This is a genomic window from Streptomyces barkulensis, from assembly GCF_002843305.1.
Classification (GTDB): Bacteria; Actinomycetota; Actinomycetes; order Streptomycetales; family Streptomycetaceae; genus Streptomyces; species Streptomyces barkulensis.
Genome location: NZ_PGSG01000073.1, coordinates 1 through 14,745 on the forward strand (window position 1 = coordinate 1; position 14,745 = coordinate 14,745).

Genomic DNA, 14,745 nt, shown 5'->3' on the forward strand with positions numbered 1-14,745 from the left:
AGACCTTGTCTCACGTGGTGGGTTCGGTGCGGCATGATGGGTGGCTGTGAGTGTTGATCTGTCGCAGCGGTTGGTTCCCGACGGTTTGTGGGAGCTGGCAGCTCCGCTGCTGCCGAAGTTCACGTCCCGGCCGCAGGGCGGTGGGACCGCCCCGGTGGACGAGCGGGCCGCTTTCACCGCCGTGGTGTACGTGCTGACCAGCGGGTGTGCCTGGCGGCATCTGCCGGAGACCTTCGGCATCTCCCCGGCCACCGCGCACCGCCGGTTCACGCTCTGGACCGAGGCCGGGCTGTGGCGCCGGCTGCACCGGGCGGTGCTGGACGAACTCGGGGCCCGGGGCGAGGTGGACTGGGCCGCGGCGATCGTGGACGCGGCGAGTGTGCGGGCGAAAAAGGGGGCTCGCTGACCGGGCGCAATCCGGTCGACCGGGGCAAGAAGGGCAGCAAGCTCCACGTTCTGTCCGATGCCCAGGGCCTGCCGCTCGCCCTGGGCGTCTCGGGCGCGAACGTCCACGACAGCCAGGCGCTCCTGCCGCTGGTGGCGGGCATCCCCGCCGTCCGCTCCCGGCGCGGCCCGCGCAGACGCCGCCCCGGCAGGCTCCGCGCCGACAAGGCCTACCACTCCGCCGAGAAGCTGGCATGGCTGCGCGAGCGGGGCATCGTCCCGCGCATCGCCCGGCCCGGCATCGAGTCCGGCGAGCGCCTGGGCCGGCACCGCTGGAAGATCGAACGGTCGATCTCCTGGCTCTTCGGCTACCGGCGCCTCACCGTCCGGTACGAGCGCAAGGGCAGCCACTTCCTGGCCTTCCTCGGCCTCGCGGCCGCCCTGACCTGCTACAAGAAACTCGCCCAACTCACCACGTGAGACATGCTCTTAGTGCCGGTGAACTCGTAGAAATCCCGCCATTTCTCACCCTTAGAGTAACCACCACCAGGGCCGCCCTTGTTGTGGCTCACCTGCTTGAGCCAGAAGCAGGCCGTGGAGCTGTTGAGCAGTCCGAGTAGCCGCAGGTGCTCCTCCTCGCTCGCCCCTTCCCGCAATTTGATCACCGGAGCAGACTGCTTGAACACCTTGCCGCCCCGGTCCAGCGCGAAGTGATTGTGCGTAGTCACGAAAGCGAATGGGATCGCCCACTGGTGCGCTCCATGGTCCTTAGGGAGCTGGTGCCACTCCCACCATGGCCGACCGTCTGTAAAGTACCTCCCGCCTGAGAACGTGGCACGATTCCCCAGTTCCGTCCGATACGACCATAGCCAATCAGACAACTTGGGGAATTTCTCCAGGTTCACCAATTCGTGCCGCTCGTCGTACGGATGAAAGGCGTCATCCCCGTCCGCAAATTGAAAGTCGCGCACTTCATCGCCCACGACAAGGCGTCGAATGTATTGAGGCTCGGCATTAACTCTCTTGAAAGCGCGAGAGACGGCACTCATGGCGTCATCCGACCCCATGATTCCATAGAAACCGATCCGGTGCAGGTCACGCTTCAGAACCGCTTGCTGGGCCGTGTTGATCTGCTCAAGCATTTCCTGGCCACCGTCAGCGAGGACCCACGGCTGCTTCGCAAAGTACTTCTCGCGGTCCAGGTCGTCCACGGAAACCCACTGACTCACCGAGCCGGGCTTGTTGATCTGTTCGACAATTGCCTGCCAGACCAAGCCCTCCTCGGCGTTCTCCGGCGTGGTGGGTTCACCTTGAACGCTTCGGACCGTGCGAATCGTCGCCGCGCGCCCCTTCCCAGCACGGCGCCTGCCGACCAGGATGACGGTTGGTGTTCCGTGCCCAGGAATATAGGCACCGGAGGTGTCGATGACCTCGGTCAGTTCGACCTTGTGCGCGAAGTACTCCTCGATCAGCTTGGTGCCGAACTCGCGCTTCATGAAGGAGTTGGCGGTGATCTGGCCAACCATGCCGTAGCCGCTGCCGTCGGGCTCCCCGGTCTTGGCCAGTTGGAAGAACCGCTCAGCAAAGGGAACCGACAGGGCGTACTTGCCCGCGCAGGAGTCGTACAGCTTCCGATACAGGGCGTTGAGCTTCTTGTCCTTGACCGTGATGTACGGCGGGTTGCCCACCACCACGTCGTAGCGGCCCGGCTCCAGGATGCCGGGGTGCTCGTGTACGTCCTCCGTGGCGTAGGAGAACTCTGCCAGCGGGTCGCCGGACTTCTCGCCGATGAGCGTGAATTCGAGCTGCCGCTCCTTGATGAGGGAGTCGCCCACCGCCAGGTGGATCGGCCACTCGTACTTCGCCGCCTCCTCCAGCGTGCGCACACCCGCCGCCGCCATGGCGGCGATCAGCAGGCGGAACCGCGCGATGGCGACCGCGAAGGGGTTGATGTCCACGCCGTGCACGGAATTCAGCGCGGCCCGGACCTGCTCGTGGACGTCCGTACCCGGCCGCCGCTCTGCCCACAGGCGGACCATGCGACGGAACGCGCCGAGCACGAAGTGCCCGGAACCGCAGGTCGGGTCGATCATCTTCAGCTCGCCGAAGCGGTCGCCCATCTCCCGCACGACCGGGTTCATGGTGCGGTCGAGGATGAACTCCTCCACGAACTCCGGTGTCTGGAGCAGCGCGTACGTCTTCCGCGCCGCATCGCTGAGGTCCTGGTACAGGTCGCCCAGGAAGCGGGTGTCCCACCCTTCCGTGCCGTCCTCGCTCAGCGGGTCGGTGAAGTCGTGGACGAGGACGCCGGTCTCGTCGCGCTCGCGCCAGAACTCGATCAGCTCGCGGGCGCCGTCATGGGAGAGCGGGATCTGGTACAGCGGGTTGCGCCGCCGGTCGAACAGGAGGCGGCCGGCCGGGCCCGAGCCGATGTCGGTGAACGCCTTCTCCAGCCAGCCCCGGTAGGTGGGGTCGGTGTCCGTCTCCACGTAGTGGTCGTAGCGGGCCTCGGCCAGCTCGCGCCGGTCGGCGTCCGGGCCCGTGACGTACGGCTCGGGGATCAGGCGGTTGTCCTCGCAGAACCGCACGAACACCGTGCCCAGCACCCACGCCACCGCGACCTGCGTGACCCGCTCGCCCAGCCACTGGCTCCAGGTGGCGCCCGTGCGGCCGATGTCGAAGGCCTGGTCGTACTCGTCCCGCAGCCTGCCCGCGACCGCCTGCGCCGCCCGTACCCGCTCCGCGCGCTCCTCGGGCAGCTCCGCCGCCCGCTCCTCCACCCAGGCCGCCCACCTCGGGGTGCCCTTGGGGTCGGCCTTCTTCTCCTTGCCGTACTCGGTGCGCAGCGGTTTCAGGACGGCCTCGCCGTCCCGCACCTGCCGGTCGAGATCCGCCTCGGCGGCCCTGACCTGCTTGATCAGGTCAGCCAGCAGTGCCTTGCGGTCGATCACGTGATCACGTCTCCCGTCGTGCCTGTCGCCCCCGTGGGCGCCCCTCGCGTCCGTCGCGCCCGTCCCGCAAGCCGCGGCCCCCCGTCCGCGCGCACGGCGCGTGCGCCGGTTCCCCGCGGAACCGGCCAAAGGAGGACATGCGGCTTCGAAACCCCTGGCAGATCGTAGTCCCCGGCCGCCTGCCGGGAGAGGGGTCCGTGCGGATCAGCCCGTTCCGCCGGGCTCGGCGGACGGCCGCCGGGGGGCCTGGTCGCGCGCCTCCGACCGGGGCGCGGAGGGCTGCCGGGGGACGTGGGGGCCGCCGGCCTCCGCCCGGCCGCGCCAGTAGGCCAGATCGGTGCGGGTGGCGGCGATGCTGGGGTGGTGGGGGCCGAGGATCTGGAGCCGGTCGGCGAGGAGGTCGGTGAGCGCGGCCACGGCCGCCGCCGGGTCCCCGGCCGCACCCCGCCAGCGGGCCAGGTTGTGCCGGACGCCCAGGGTGCCGGGATGGTCCGGGCCCAGCACCGTCAGGTAGTCGGTGAGGAGGCCGGTGAAGGTCTCGACGGCTCCGGCGCGGTCGCCCGCCTTCCCCCGCAGGTGGGCCAGCTCGTGGCGGGTGGCGAGGGTGTCGGGGTGGTCGGGGCCGATGATGCGCAGGCGGTCGGTGAGCAGCTCGGCGAAAGCCGCCCTGGCGCCCGCGATATCGCCCGACGCGCCCCGCCAGCGGGCCAGTTCGTGCCGGGCGGCCAGGGTGCGGGGGTGGTCCGGGTCCAGGAGGCGCAGGCAGTCGGCGAGCAGATCGGTGAAGGTGGCGATGGCCCCGGCGTGGTCGCCCGTCCTTCCCCGCAGACGGGCCAGCTCGTGGCGGGTGGCGAGGGTGTCGGGGTGGTCGGGGCCGATGACGCGCAGGCGGTCGGTGAACAGTTCCGCGAACGCCGTCCTGGCGCCGGTGGTGTCCCCGGCCGCACCCCGCCAGCGGGCCAGGTTGTGCCGCACGCCCAGGGTGCCCGGATGGTCCGGGCCCAGTACCCGCAGATAGTCGGCGAGGATCCCGGTGAGGGCGGTCTGGGCGTACTCCACCTTCCCCGCCATGCCGTGCCAGTGGGCGAGCCGGTGCCGGGCGTTGAGGGTGTCGGGGTGGCCGGGGCCGAACCGGGCGCCCACGGAGTCGGCCAGGTGCTGGAAGTGGACCAGGGCGGCGGCCACCTGGCCGGCGTTGCCCAGACTGCGGCCGGAGCGGAAGAGCAGCGGATGGGTCTCGGGCCGGTACAGGGCCTCCCCGGCGTACCGGGCCAGGGCGTCGGTGTTGGCGCGCAGCGCCTGGGCGAGCGCGGTGTCGCGCTCCACCTCCGGCCAGGCGGCCATCAGCGCGTCGGCGGCGGTACGGGCCAGGGCGTCGCGCCGCCCGGGGCCGAGGGAGTCGCGGGCGATGCGCTGGATGAGCTGGTGGACACGTACCGCCCGGCGGGGCGTGCCGGGGGAGTGCTCGATCAGGCTCAGGCGGTGCAGGGCCCGCAGCGCGCCGACGGCGTCCTCGGCGGTGACCGTCCGGGCGGGCGGGGCGGGCCGGCCGGGCGGGCCGAACCGGTCCGGAGCCCGGACGGCGGCCCGGTCGGCGAGGTGGTCGGCGAGATGGGACAGGGCGGGGCCGCAGGTCAGGACGGAGGCCGGGATGCCGTTGGGGTCGAGCATCGCGGCCAGACGCAGCATGGGGCGGGCCAGGCCGTACGGGCGCAGCCGGTCGGCGCGGTCGGCCGACAGCGACCAGGCCGCGTCCAGCGGGGCGGCCTGGTCGTCGGGCAGGGCCCCGGCGTCGGGCAGGGCGTCGGCCAGGTCGCGGGCGCGGTCGGCCAGCAGGGCGCGGTAGGCGGCGCAGTCCAGACCGGAGTCGATCAGATAGGCGGCGGCCTGGGACAGGGCCAGCGGCAGATAACCCAACTCGCCTGCCAAGCAGTCCAGTTCCCCCTCCGGCTCATGGCGGCCGCGGGCGGCCAGGGACGCGGCCAGATACGCCCTGGCCTCCACCGGTCTGAACAGCCCGACCGGCACCAGGCGGCGGCCCGGCCCGGTCAGGGCCGCGTCCCGGCGGCGGGTGGTGACCAGGGTGCGGCCCAGCGGGCTCGCCGGTGGCCACAGGCCGCGCAGGTCGGCCGGGTCTGCCACGTCGTCCAGCACCACCATCCAGCGGCGCTGCTCCGGACCGGGCCGGTGCTCCAGCCAGGCCAGGAACTCCCGCGCCGCCGTCTCGGGCAGATCCGGGTCGGAGTACAGAATCCCGGCGGCGGCCTGGGCATAGGCGGCGACGACCGCCTCGCGCGTCGCGGCCGTGGCCCACACCAGCAGGTCCACGCCGCCCGCCGCCAGGACCCGGCGGGCGTGGTGGGCGGCGAGCTGGGTCTTGCCGACCCCGCCCATGCCGGACAGCACCTGGCACAGCACCGCCGTGCCGCCGCCGTCCAGCGCGCGCTCCAGCTCGCGCACGGCGGCGCGGTCCTGGAAACAGTCCGCCTCCCTGGGCGGCACCCCGACCAGATGCGGCCAGGAGACGCCGGGGCGAGGGCGGGGATCGGAGTGGTAGTGGGTGTGGAGGCTGGCCCGGTCGATGTGACCGGCGCCGATGCCGCCCGGGGCCTGGACGTACGCCTCGGCGGACAGAGGCGTGCCGTCCGCGCCCGGTCCGTTCAGCCCTGGGGCGGACCGGGCGGCCGAGGGTGGACATGGGCTCCGCCGTGGATCACCCCGCCCGCGACGCCGCCGTCCGCGCGGAGGTGGACGTCCCCGCCCACGGCCATCCCGTCCCGGCCGACGGACGGGCCGGCGGGCGGGACGGCGGCGGGGGCGGCGGGGGAGTGGCGCTCCAGCAGGGCGCGCAGCTCAGCGGCGAGACGGGCGCGCTCGGCGTCGTCCACGCGCTCCAGCAGGCCCTCGAAGCGGGCCTGCCAGGCCGCCTCCTGGCGGATGCGCGCCTGCTCCGCCCCGGCGGCCCCGGGCTCCCGGTCCTCGTCCCCGCCCGGCTCCGGTCCGCCCGGCTCCAGCTCGGCGGCGGTGCGGTCCAGACGCTCCAGCTCGGCGCGCTCGCGCCGCTCGTCGCCCCGGCCGAACCAGCGGGCCACCGCGTCCCGCACCGCCGTCCACGCCTCCGTGCCCGCGGCCTGCACCACCGCCGTGCCCCCGGCGGCGGCCAGCGCCGCCAAAGCCTGCTCCAGCATTCCCGTCCCCTTTTTTCCGAAGCGTGACCCCCTCGTCACACGGTAGCGCCACCGGCCCCGGCTCGCCCCGGTGCCGAGGCGAGTCGGCGGGGCGGGGAGACACCGGGAGCCCTGCCCGAGGGGAGGGTCAGCGCGCCGCCTCGGAGTCGGCCCCGGAGCGGGCCAGCCAGTCCTGGAGCTCCCGGTGGCGGAACTGGTAGGCCAGCCCCTCCACTCGCATGAGCCCCGCCTCGCAGCACCAGTCGAGGAACGCGCCGAGCCGCGCCGGCAGCCGGCCGACCACGGTCGACTTGAACGCCGCATAGCGGCGCCAGGCGCGCGCGGAGAGGCCCAGGACCGGGAGGAAGGCGAACAGGGCGCCGTACAGGAAGTCCGAGGCGGATTCCCCCAGGTGGGCGAAGAGCGCCCCTGTGGACAGCGACACGGCGACCGCGGTCGCCAGTGCGCAGCGCAGCTCCGCACGCAGCGGGTCGCGCGGCCCGGTCAGCGCCGCCTGCGGATGGTCGGCCACCGGCCACACCGCGCTGAAGACCGGCAACGGGGCCAGGTAGCCGACCGCTATCGCCGCGTACAGAGCGGGCCGGTCGCGCAACCCGTCCAGCAGATACAGCCCCAGGCCGACCGCGTAGAACAGCCCCAGCACCGCCCACCGCCAGTCGGCCGCCCGCCGCCAGTCCAGCCGGCGCGGCACCGGATGCCGCATGCTGCGCCCCATCACCATGTGCGGCCCCACCCAGAGCAGGAAGAACAGTACGACGACGGCGAGAAGGCTGTCCGGAGGGATGGCGAAGCCGAGCCGTTCGGCCACATTGATGGAGACGACGAAGGGCAGGGACCACAGCGTCATTTCCATGAAGGCGACCGGGCCCCCGCCCAGCGGCCACAGCCGGTGCAGGACGATGTCCGTCTCCGGGGCCGCCCCGCCCTCCGGGCCGGACTCCCGCCCGTCCGTCCGGCCGCCGTCGCGCAGATGGCGGGCGAGCAGGACGAGCCGCCGCTCGACCTTCGCCGGATCACGGCGCGGTCCGGGATGTGCGTTGCGGGTCATGACCGCCGCGCGCACGTACAGACCGAGCAGATGGTCCGGCGCCTCGCGGGGAGCCATCGACAGCAGCCCGGCGGGGGAGCGGACCGGGCGGTGGTCCTCGTCGCGCTCCTTGTAGACGGTGGTGAGCAGCGCCATCTTCCAGGGAGTGTCCAGCACGCGGGCCAGGCCGCGCGCCGAGCCGCTCCAGGTGAGCGCCTCGGCCACATCGCGCCACTCCTGTCGCCACCGCCCCGTCTCGTCCCGCAGACCGCTCGCGCTCAGGAACTCGAGCTGCCGGGGGCTGTCGAGCGGCTGGAGCGTGACGACCGCGGCGTGCTCGAGCCCCTCCGTCCGGCTGAGCCGGCCGTACTGCTTGGCCCGGCAGACCACCACCAGCCGTGCCCTGCCTCCGGGGAAGCCGTAGTCCCTGTTCAGGCGCTTGAGCGCGTCGAGCGCCCGGGAGTCGCGCGGCCGTGTGCCGGGCGGGTCCATCTCGTCCAGCCCGTCCAGAATCGGCAGGACGAGCCGGGCCCGCAGCAGCTCGTGCGCCACGGCCCGCGAGGGGGTGAGCCGGCGCTCCGCCAGATGGTCCGCCAGCCAGTCCGTCAGGCTGCGCTCGGTGTTCCACGCGGACAGGGGCACGCGCACTGGGACGGGCCGCCCCTCCTGCCACCGGCCGAGCAGGTCCGTCATCAGCCTGATGGCGGCCGTGGTCTTGCCGGAGCCGGGCTCGCCCAGGATGACCAGGCGGTTGCGGTCGGCGGGCAGGTTCTCGAAGTACTCGGTCAGCGGCTCCGGCCTGTCGGTCCCCGGGTCGGCGGCGTCCCGGTAGGCGATGGGGACGAAGTCGCCGGGGCCGTCGAAGTGGCTCTGGGGCACGCTGCCGAGGGACAGACCGACCTGGTGCCGGAAGTCGGACAGCAGGCGTCTGTGGTCCGGCTGCGAGGCGGCCAGGGACAGGCGTGCCAGGCGCAGGCCGTGCGCGGCCATGGCGGCACCGGCGACGGCCATCGCGAGAGCGCCGATCTCGATCGGCGAGCCGCCGCGCAGCGGCGGGGCGTCCCGCAGAAGGACGACGGCGGCGGCCAGGCCCCACAGGAGGAGCGCCGACACCATCCACACGGCGCCGCGGCGGGCGTACTGCATTCTCCCCATGATTGACGAAGTGTGGTGCGTCACAAGGGAGTTGGCAAAGGGGCGGGGCAGGGAGCCGTACCGCGGCGGCCATTTCCGCCCGGCGTGCGGGCGCGTACGCGACGGAACGCGGGCTCCGCGGCGCCCGACCACGGACACCCGCGCAATTCGGCTGACCGGAGACGCGGACGGGGAATCGCGGCGACTTCCGCGCATTCCCGGTCATTCTCGCCGGTTCGCTCCGACCGCACCCGGAAACCCGCGGACCGACCGGTGCGCGGCCGGTGCGCGGCCGGGCGATACTCGGTCCATCGCCCAGTCCACCTGGTGACCGGATTGTGGGGCAGCCGTGGAAGCAGCTCGGCAGTACAACGTGCACGAAGCCAAGACACACCTCTCCCGGATCTTCGAGCAGGTAGCCACGGGCGAGGAGCTGGTGATCGGCAAGGCGGGGGAGCCGGTGGCCGAGGCGGTGCCCCTGCGGTCCAGGGTGGGGCGGACCGGCCGCGGTTCGCTCAAGGGCCCCGTCCGCATCCCGGACGACTTCGACGAACTGCCCGACGACATCGCCGACGCCTTCGGGATGCGCTGATGCGACTCCTGCTCGACACGGGGAGCCCGCCGTGTACGTGAGCGCCGTGACACCGTGGGAGATCTCGATCAAGCAGTCCATCGGCAAACTCGAAGACCCGGCGGACCTGGCCGAACGTGTACGCGACAGCCAGTTCACCGGCCTGCCCGTCACAGCCGGGCACGGAGTGCGGGCAGGCCGGCTCCCGGAGCACCACGGGGACCCCTTCGACCGGATGCTGGTCGCCCAGGCGCAGATCGAGGGCATGACCCCGATGACCCGCGACAAGTGGATCCCGCAGTACGACGTGCGGGTCAAGTCCGTCTGAGACGCGGGACGCCCGCCCCGGCATTCCCCGCCCCCGCGACGCGCGAGCCTCGCGCGGTGCCGCACCGCTTCACCATGGGCCGGTGCTCTCCGCTCGCCACCGATTCCGGTGCGGGGTTTCCGGGAAACGTGAACGTCCCTATCCGGCCGCCGAGTTGAGGGGGAGAAGGCGGCCGCCGCCGGTATTTCGCGCGGGAATGGCGCGGTGTCGCGGGGGAGTGTCCCGTTCCGCGGCTTCCGTTCCGCGATCCCCGGGGGCGGGCCCGTGCGTCAGGCGGCGGCCCGCAGCGGGAAGGACGCCCGGATCGTCTTGCCCTCGCCCGGGCGCAGGGTGACGGTGACGTCGGTGGCCAGCTCGCGCACCAGCAGCCAGCCGAAGCCGCCGGGCACGGAGGGGTTTATCTGGACCGTCCTCGGCCGCCGGACGCTGGCGTCCGAGACCTCCACCAGCACACCGCCGTCCCGCGAACCCAGGCGGAAGTCCGTCACCCCGCCGGCGTGGCGGACCGCGTTGGACACCAGCTCCGACACCCCCAGCAGCACGGCGTCCACGTCCGCCTCGGACGCGCCCGGCTCGGCTTCCCGGAGGAAACCCCGTGTTATCTCCCGCGCCCGGTCCCCGGACTGCGGTGAGCGGTTCGTCAATCGCTCCGGTGGTCGGCCTTCCCTGTGCATCGGTCCTCCTCGTTTTCGGAGCTGCTTTCCCAACTCCACTGCATCGTCTGCCCCCGAGTGCGCAGCCGAACACAATCGGATCCGGTGACCCGGATTCCCTCCGGGAAGGGGAGCGGAATGCCACGAAAGTATGCAACAGCCCGTGGCATATGCGCGACGATAACGGGCGTCCGGTGACCGTCAGGCGTGAACGGGAACGAATCCGGGGGAATCCACCGGAGGAAAGATCCACCACCGCACGGCGGGGCGCGGGCGGGCGCCCGCCTACACTTGGCCCGGTGTTCGCCCCCCTCCACACCGACGACGAGCTGCGCGACGCGCTCGCCCGCCTCCTCGACGGGCTGCCGCCCCGGCAGGCCGCCGCGGCCGTCGAGCGGCTGATCAGCGGCTACCGGGGCAGCGGCGCCGCCGGCGCCCCCGTCCTGCGCGACCGCGGCGACGTCGCCGCCTACGCCGCCTACCGGATGCCCGCCACCTTCGAGGCCGTCCGCGCCGCCCTGGACGCCCTCGCCGAGCGCGCCCCGGAGCTGGACCCGGCCACCCACCTGGACGTGGGCGGGGGGACGGGCGCGGCCGTGTGGGCCGCCGCCGCGGTCTGGGGCGACGGCCCGCAGCGGACCGGGGAGGCCCGGGCCACCACCGTGCTGGACCGCTCCGAACCCGCCCTCGCCCTCGGCCGCGAGCTGGCCGCCGGCTCCGGCTCGGCCGCCCTGCGCGGGGCCCGGTGGCGGCAGGAGCGCATCGGCGCCGCACCGGGGCTGGAGGCGGCCGACCTGGTCACCGTCTCCTACGTACTGAACGAACTGCCCGAGGACGCCCGGGGCGCGCTGGTCGACGCCGCCGCCGCGGCGGCCCGGCGGGCGGTGGTGGTCGTCGAGCCGGGCACCCCGGACGGCTACCGGCGGATCATCGAGGCACGCGACCGGCTGACCGGCGCCGGACTGCGCGTCCTGGCCCCCTGCCCGCACAGCGACGCCTGCCCGATAGAGCCCGGCACGGACTGGTGCCACTTCGCCGCCCGCGTCAGCCGCTCCTCCCTCCACCGGCAGGTGAAGGGAGGGACGCTGGCGTACGAGGACGAGAAGTTCTCCTACGTGGCCGCCGTCCGCCCCGGCGCGGGCGGCGGCGGCCCGGACGGCGGCCCGGACGGGACGCCCGCCGCGGCGCGGATCGTGCGCAGGCCGCAGATCCGCAAGGGCCAGGTCCTGCTCGACCTGTGCACCGGGCCGGACGCCGAACGCGGCGGGCTGCGGCGCGAGACCGTCACCAAGCGCCGCGGGCCGGCCTACCGCGCCGCCCGGGACGCGCACTGGGGCGACGCCTGGGACGACGGGCGGGACGACCGGCCGGACGGCGGGCGGGACGGGGACGAGGACTGACGGCCCCGCCCCCGCCCCGCACCGGCGCGGGGGCGGACCGGATCAGCCGCGCAGCTCCGCCGTGCAGCACTTCACACTGCCGCCGCCCTTGAGCAGCTCCCCCAGATCGACGCCGACCGGCTCGTAACCGCGCTCGCGCAGCGGCCCGAACAGCCCCACCGCCGCCTGCGGCAGCACCACATGGTGCCCGTCGCTGACCGCGTTCAGACCGAAGGCGCGGGCGTCGGCCTCCCCGGCGGTGATCGCGTCGGGGAAGAGCCGGGCCAGCACCTCCCGGCTGCCGGGCGAGAACGCCTGCGGGTAGTACATGACCGCGTCATCGCGGGTGTCGTCCAGCACGCACAGCGCCGTGTCCAGGTGGTAGAAGCGCGGATCCACCAGATCCAGGCCGACGACCGGGCGGCCGAAGAACTCCTGCGCCTCCGGATGGGACAGCGGACTGCTGCGGAAGCCGCGCCCGGCCAGCAGCCAGGAGGCGGTGACGGCGAAGTCCCCCTCGCCCTCGTTGACGTGCTCCGGCTCGCGCACCTCGGCGAAGCCGCGGGCCCGGTACCACTGACGGTGCACCGCGGCCTCCCGCGCCCGCTCCGGATGGGCGAAGCGGGCGCCCAGCACCCGGCCGTCCACCACGAGCGCGCCGTTGGCGGCGTACACCATGTCGGGCAGCTCCGGGTCGGGCGCCAGCTCCTCGACGGTGTGGCCGAGCGAGCGGTAGGTGTCGCGCAGGGCCTCCCACTGGGCCACGGCCAGCGGGAGGTCCACGGGCTTGGCGGGATCCATCCACGGGTTGATGGAGTAGGTGACCGCGAAGTACGCCGGTGGGCACATCAGATAGCGGCGGGGTGTGTACACGGAAGGGCTCCTCACAGGATCGCTGTGTGCCGGAGGTGTCGCGCTGTGTCAGCACATCGTCCACCCGGCCGGGCCCCCCTGTCCTGTCCGGGAGGAGGATTTCCGCTGTACGGAGCAGGACGGTCTTCCGGCGGGCCGGGCGGGCCCGCCGGATCCCCCGGGCCGGGCCGGCTGTGACCATCGCGACCACCGTTCGATTACTCATCGGGGGCGCCGAAGGAGCAGGATGGAGAAGGCCGGGCGGGATCCGCGGATTCCGCCCGGCCGAAGGCGCTCGGTTTCGTACCCTCGAAACCCACGGCTCCGGTCGCGCGTGGGGCGGTACGCGATCTCCGCTCCCCTCCCGTGAGGAGGGGCTCTTTCCGAGTCGGAGGTCGCTGCCCGGCCCGCCCCGACGCCCCGCGGGACCGGCCGAGCACCGCAAACCAGGGAAGCGATTCCCCCACAGGCCGAGGCCGGTGGTCCCAGCACTAGGAGTCCGATGGAACGCGAAAGCAGATTCCCCCGGTGGCTGCGCCGACGCTCCCGCGGCGGCGCGCACGCGAGCGCCGCGCGGGAAGCGGCCCGCGTCCGGGAGGACCTGCTGCTGACGGCCGCCGCCGCCGGCTTCCCCCTGGCCCCCGCCGCGCACCCCGAGGGCTACGGCTGCTCCTGCGACCGCATCGGCTGCCCCACCCCCGGCCGGCACCCGGTCTCCTTCGCCTGGCAGACCCAGGCCACCACCGACCCCGAGCAGATCGCCCGCTGGGCCGCCGGCCAGCCGTCGGCCAACTTCATCACCGCCACCGGCCGTACCCAGGACGTGCTGGACGTGCCCGTGGGCGCGGGGCGGGCCGCGCTGGAACGGCTGGAGGCAGAGGGGATCGAGGTCGGGCCGGTGGCGGTGTGCGGCACCGACCCCCGGACGGGACGGATGCTGTTCTTCACCGCCACCCGCGGCACCCCGGACGACGAGGACGAGTGGTGGCCGTGCGAGCTGGACTGCCACCCCGAGACCCTGGAGGACCACCCGGGCCTGCGGTGGCACTGCCGCGGCAGCTACGTGCTCGTACCCCCCGCCCGGCTGCCCGACGACGACTCCGACCCGGCGGTGGGCTGGCTGCGCGCCCCCGAGCGCCCGCTGCCCGACCCGCTGACGATGCTGGAGGCGCTGACGGACGCCTGCGCCGCGCACGCACAGCAGGAGCCGGACCACGCCGCCCCCTGGCCGGTGCGCTGACGCGCCGGGGCCCGGGTCACTCGCCCTTGGCGCCCGTCAGACGCTGGAGGCGGTAGACCAGCTCGACCTTCGGATCGCCGGCGTCGGCCGGAGGCACGGCCGCCGTCTGGAGGCCGAGACGGACGTACGTCACCGACTGCCGCGGCGTGCCCTCCATCAGGGCCCTGACGTAGGGGTCCTTGACCTGCGGCTTGTAGCCCTGGGGCACGGTCTGCCGCATCTGGTGGTGGGTGGTGAAGAACACCAGCGCCCCGCCGTCCTCGGTGCGCAGTCCCACCGGCGCGAACCGCGCGTCCCGGGCCGGGAGGTCGGCCCACTGGGTGCGGGCGCCCGGGCTCGCCGCCGTCTTCCTCCGCTCCTGGCGCAGGCCGCTGGTGGCCGGACCGTCGGCGAAGGCGTCGCCGCCCTCGCGCAGATAGTCCGTGTACGCCTTCCCCAGATCCTTCGGCGCGACGGCCAGCCGGGCCGACGCGCCGGCGGGGACGGCCTCGGCGTGGCCCTCGCCGTCCTCGGCGAACTCCGGCACGGCGGAGGCGTCCAGCACCGACAGGTACGACACCTTCCACTTCTCCTCGACGCCGTCGCGGGTGAAGACCAGCAGCCAGCGCTTGCCGGGGCTCTGGCTGGAGGCGGTGTCGGCGACGAAGAACTTCGGCCAGCCCGCCTGCCGCGGTATCAGGAAGCGGGCGTCGCTCAGTTCCAGCTCCTGGTGGTCGGGGCTGCCGTCCGGATGGACGGCGCGGCGGGCCCGCAGCCCGGCCTGGTCGACGGCGCCCAGCGCGCCCGTCTCGATGGTGGCGTTCAGGGCGGCGTCGTTGGTGCGGTTGGCCTCGTTGTTGGTCTCGGTGAAGCGGTCGAGGGCTTTCGCCGCCTCCGCCTCGGTCACCGCCGGGACCACGGCCCTCTCGCCGTGCACCGTGACGCAGCCCGGCAGCACCGCCACAGCGGCCAGCGCCGCCGCGAACACCACCGCACGCCTGAGCCCACGCGCCTTCGTCCGCACTCTCCTCGACCCCTCCCGGACCATCACGAGGCTTC

11 protein-coding genes and 1 pseudogene are annotated in these 14,745 nt (G+C 73.6%); 5 read left to right on the top strand and 7 right to left on the bottom strand.

What is annotated here, in order from left to right:
• The first annotated feature begins 58 nt into the window (after positions 1-58).
• A protein-coding gene (locus CUT83_RS14170) for an IS5 family transposase (RefSeq protein WP_420882460.1) occupies positions 59-864 on the top strand; the annotation gives its coding sequence in 2 pieces (ribosomal slippage) (positions 59-394 and positions 397-864; 804 coding nt in all).
• A gap of 8 nt (positions 865-872) precedes the next feature.
• Here CUT83_RS14170 and pglX read toward each other — a convergent pair.
• The 4 genes and pseudogenes from pglX to CUT83_RS14190 all read right to left on the bottom strand — a co-directional run.
• Positions 873-3,335, bottom strand: a pseudogene (pglX, locus tag CUT83_RS14175) (BREX-2 system adenine-specific DNA-methyltransferase PglX); the annotation flags it as partial.
• 204 nt (positions 3,336-3,539) lie between these two features.
• On the bottom strand, positions 3,540-5,795 hold the full coding sequence (locus CUT83_RS29670) for a tetratricopeptide repeat protein (RefSeq protein WP_240958303.1): 2,256 nt from the start codon (positions 5,793-5,795) through the stop codon (positions 3,540-3,542).
• A 200-nt stretch (positions 5,796-5,995) separates the two neighbouring features.
• Positions 5,996-6,523, bottom strand: coding sequence for a hypothetical protein (locus tag CUT83_RS14185; RefSeq protein WP_101256201.1), 528 nt, complete (start codon positions 6,521-6,523; stop codon positions 5,996-5,998).
• A 127-nt stretch (positions 6,524-6,650) separates the two neighbouring features.
• Positions 6,651-8,705 (bottom strand): NACHT domain-containing protein, encoded by a 2,055-nt coding sequence (locus CUT83_RS14190; protein ID WP_158239013.1) that lies wholly within the window; start codon positions 8,703-8,705, stop codon positions 6,651-6,653.
• A gap of 328 nt (positions 8,706-9,033) precedes the next feature.
• Between CUT83_RS14190 and CUT83_RS14195 the strand changes: the two genes are divergently transcribed.
• The gene (locus CUT83_RS14195) at positions 9,034-9,276 is read left to right on the top strand and encodes a type II toxin-antitoxin system Phd/YefM family antitoxin (protein ID WP_101256203.1); all 243 of its coding nucleotides are present in this window, start codon (positions 9,034-9,036) and stop codon (positions 9,274-9,276) included.
• Between the two features lie 31 nt (positions 9,277-9,307).
• Positions 9,308-9,583 carry a type II toxin-antitoxin system VapC family toxin gene (locus CUT83_RS14200; RefSeq protein ID WP_101256204.1) on the top strand — a complete coding sequence of 92 codons (276 nt, stop codon included), beginning with the start codon at positions 9,308-9,310 and terminating at the stop codon, positions 9,581-9,583.
• A gap of 269 nt (positions 9,584-9,852) precedes the next feature.
• Here the strand turns inward: CUT83_RS14200 and CUT83_RS14205 are convergent, their stop codons facing one another.
• Entirely contained in the window at positions 9,853-10,257 is a 405-nt protein-coding gene (locus tag CUT83_RS14205; RefSeq protein ID WP_101256205.1) for an ATP-binding protein, read from the bottom strand.
• A 278-nt stretch (positions 10,258-10,535) separates the two neighbouring features.
• Between CUT83_RS14205 and CUT83_RS14210 the strand changes: the two genes are divergently transcribed.
• Complete coding sequence (locus CUT83_RS14210) at positions 10,536-11,636, top strand: small ribosomal subunit Rsm22 family protein (protein WP_101256206.1); 1,101 nt, start codon at positions 10,536-10,538, stop codon at positions 11,634-11,636.
• 42 nt (positions 11,637-11,678) lie between these two features.
• On the opposite strand, the gene ddaH is transcribed toward CUT83_RS14210, so the two are convergent.
• A complete protein-coding gene (gene ddaH / locus CUT83_RS14215) occupies positions 11,679-12,488 on the bottom strand; it encodes a dimethylargininase (RefSeq protein WP_420882481.1) in 810 nt (269 codons plus the stop codon).
• Between the two features lie 481 nt (positions 12,489-12,969).
• On the opposite strand from ddaH, the gene CUT83_RS14220 reads away from it, so the two are divergent.
• Positions 12,970-13,707: a bifunctional DNA primase/polymerase gene (locus tag CUT83_RS14220; RefSeq protein ID WP_101256207.1), complete on the top strand. Its 738-nt coding sequence runs from the start codon at positions 12,970-12,972 to the stop codon at positions 13,705-13,707.
• A 16-nt stretch (positions 13,708-13,723) separates the two neighbouring features.
• On the opposite strand, the gene CUT83_RS14225 is transcribed toward CUT83_RS14220, so the two are convergent.
• Entirely contained in the window at positions 13,724-14,710 is a 987-nt protein-coding gene (locus tag CUT83_RS14225; RefSeq protein ID WP_240958302.1) for an SCO2278 family lipoprotein, read from the bottom strand.
• Positions 14,711-14,745 lie beyond the last annotated feature (35 nt).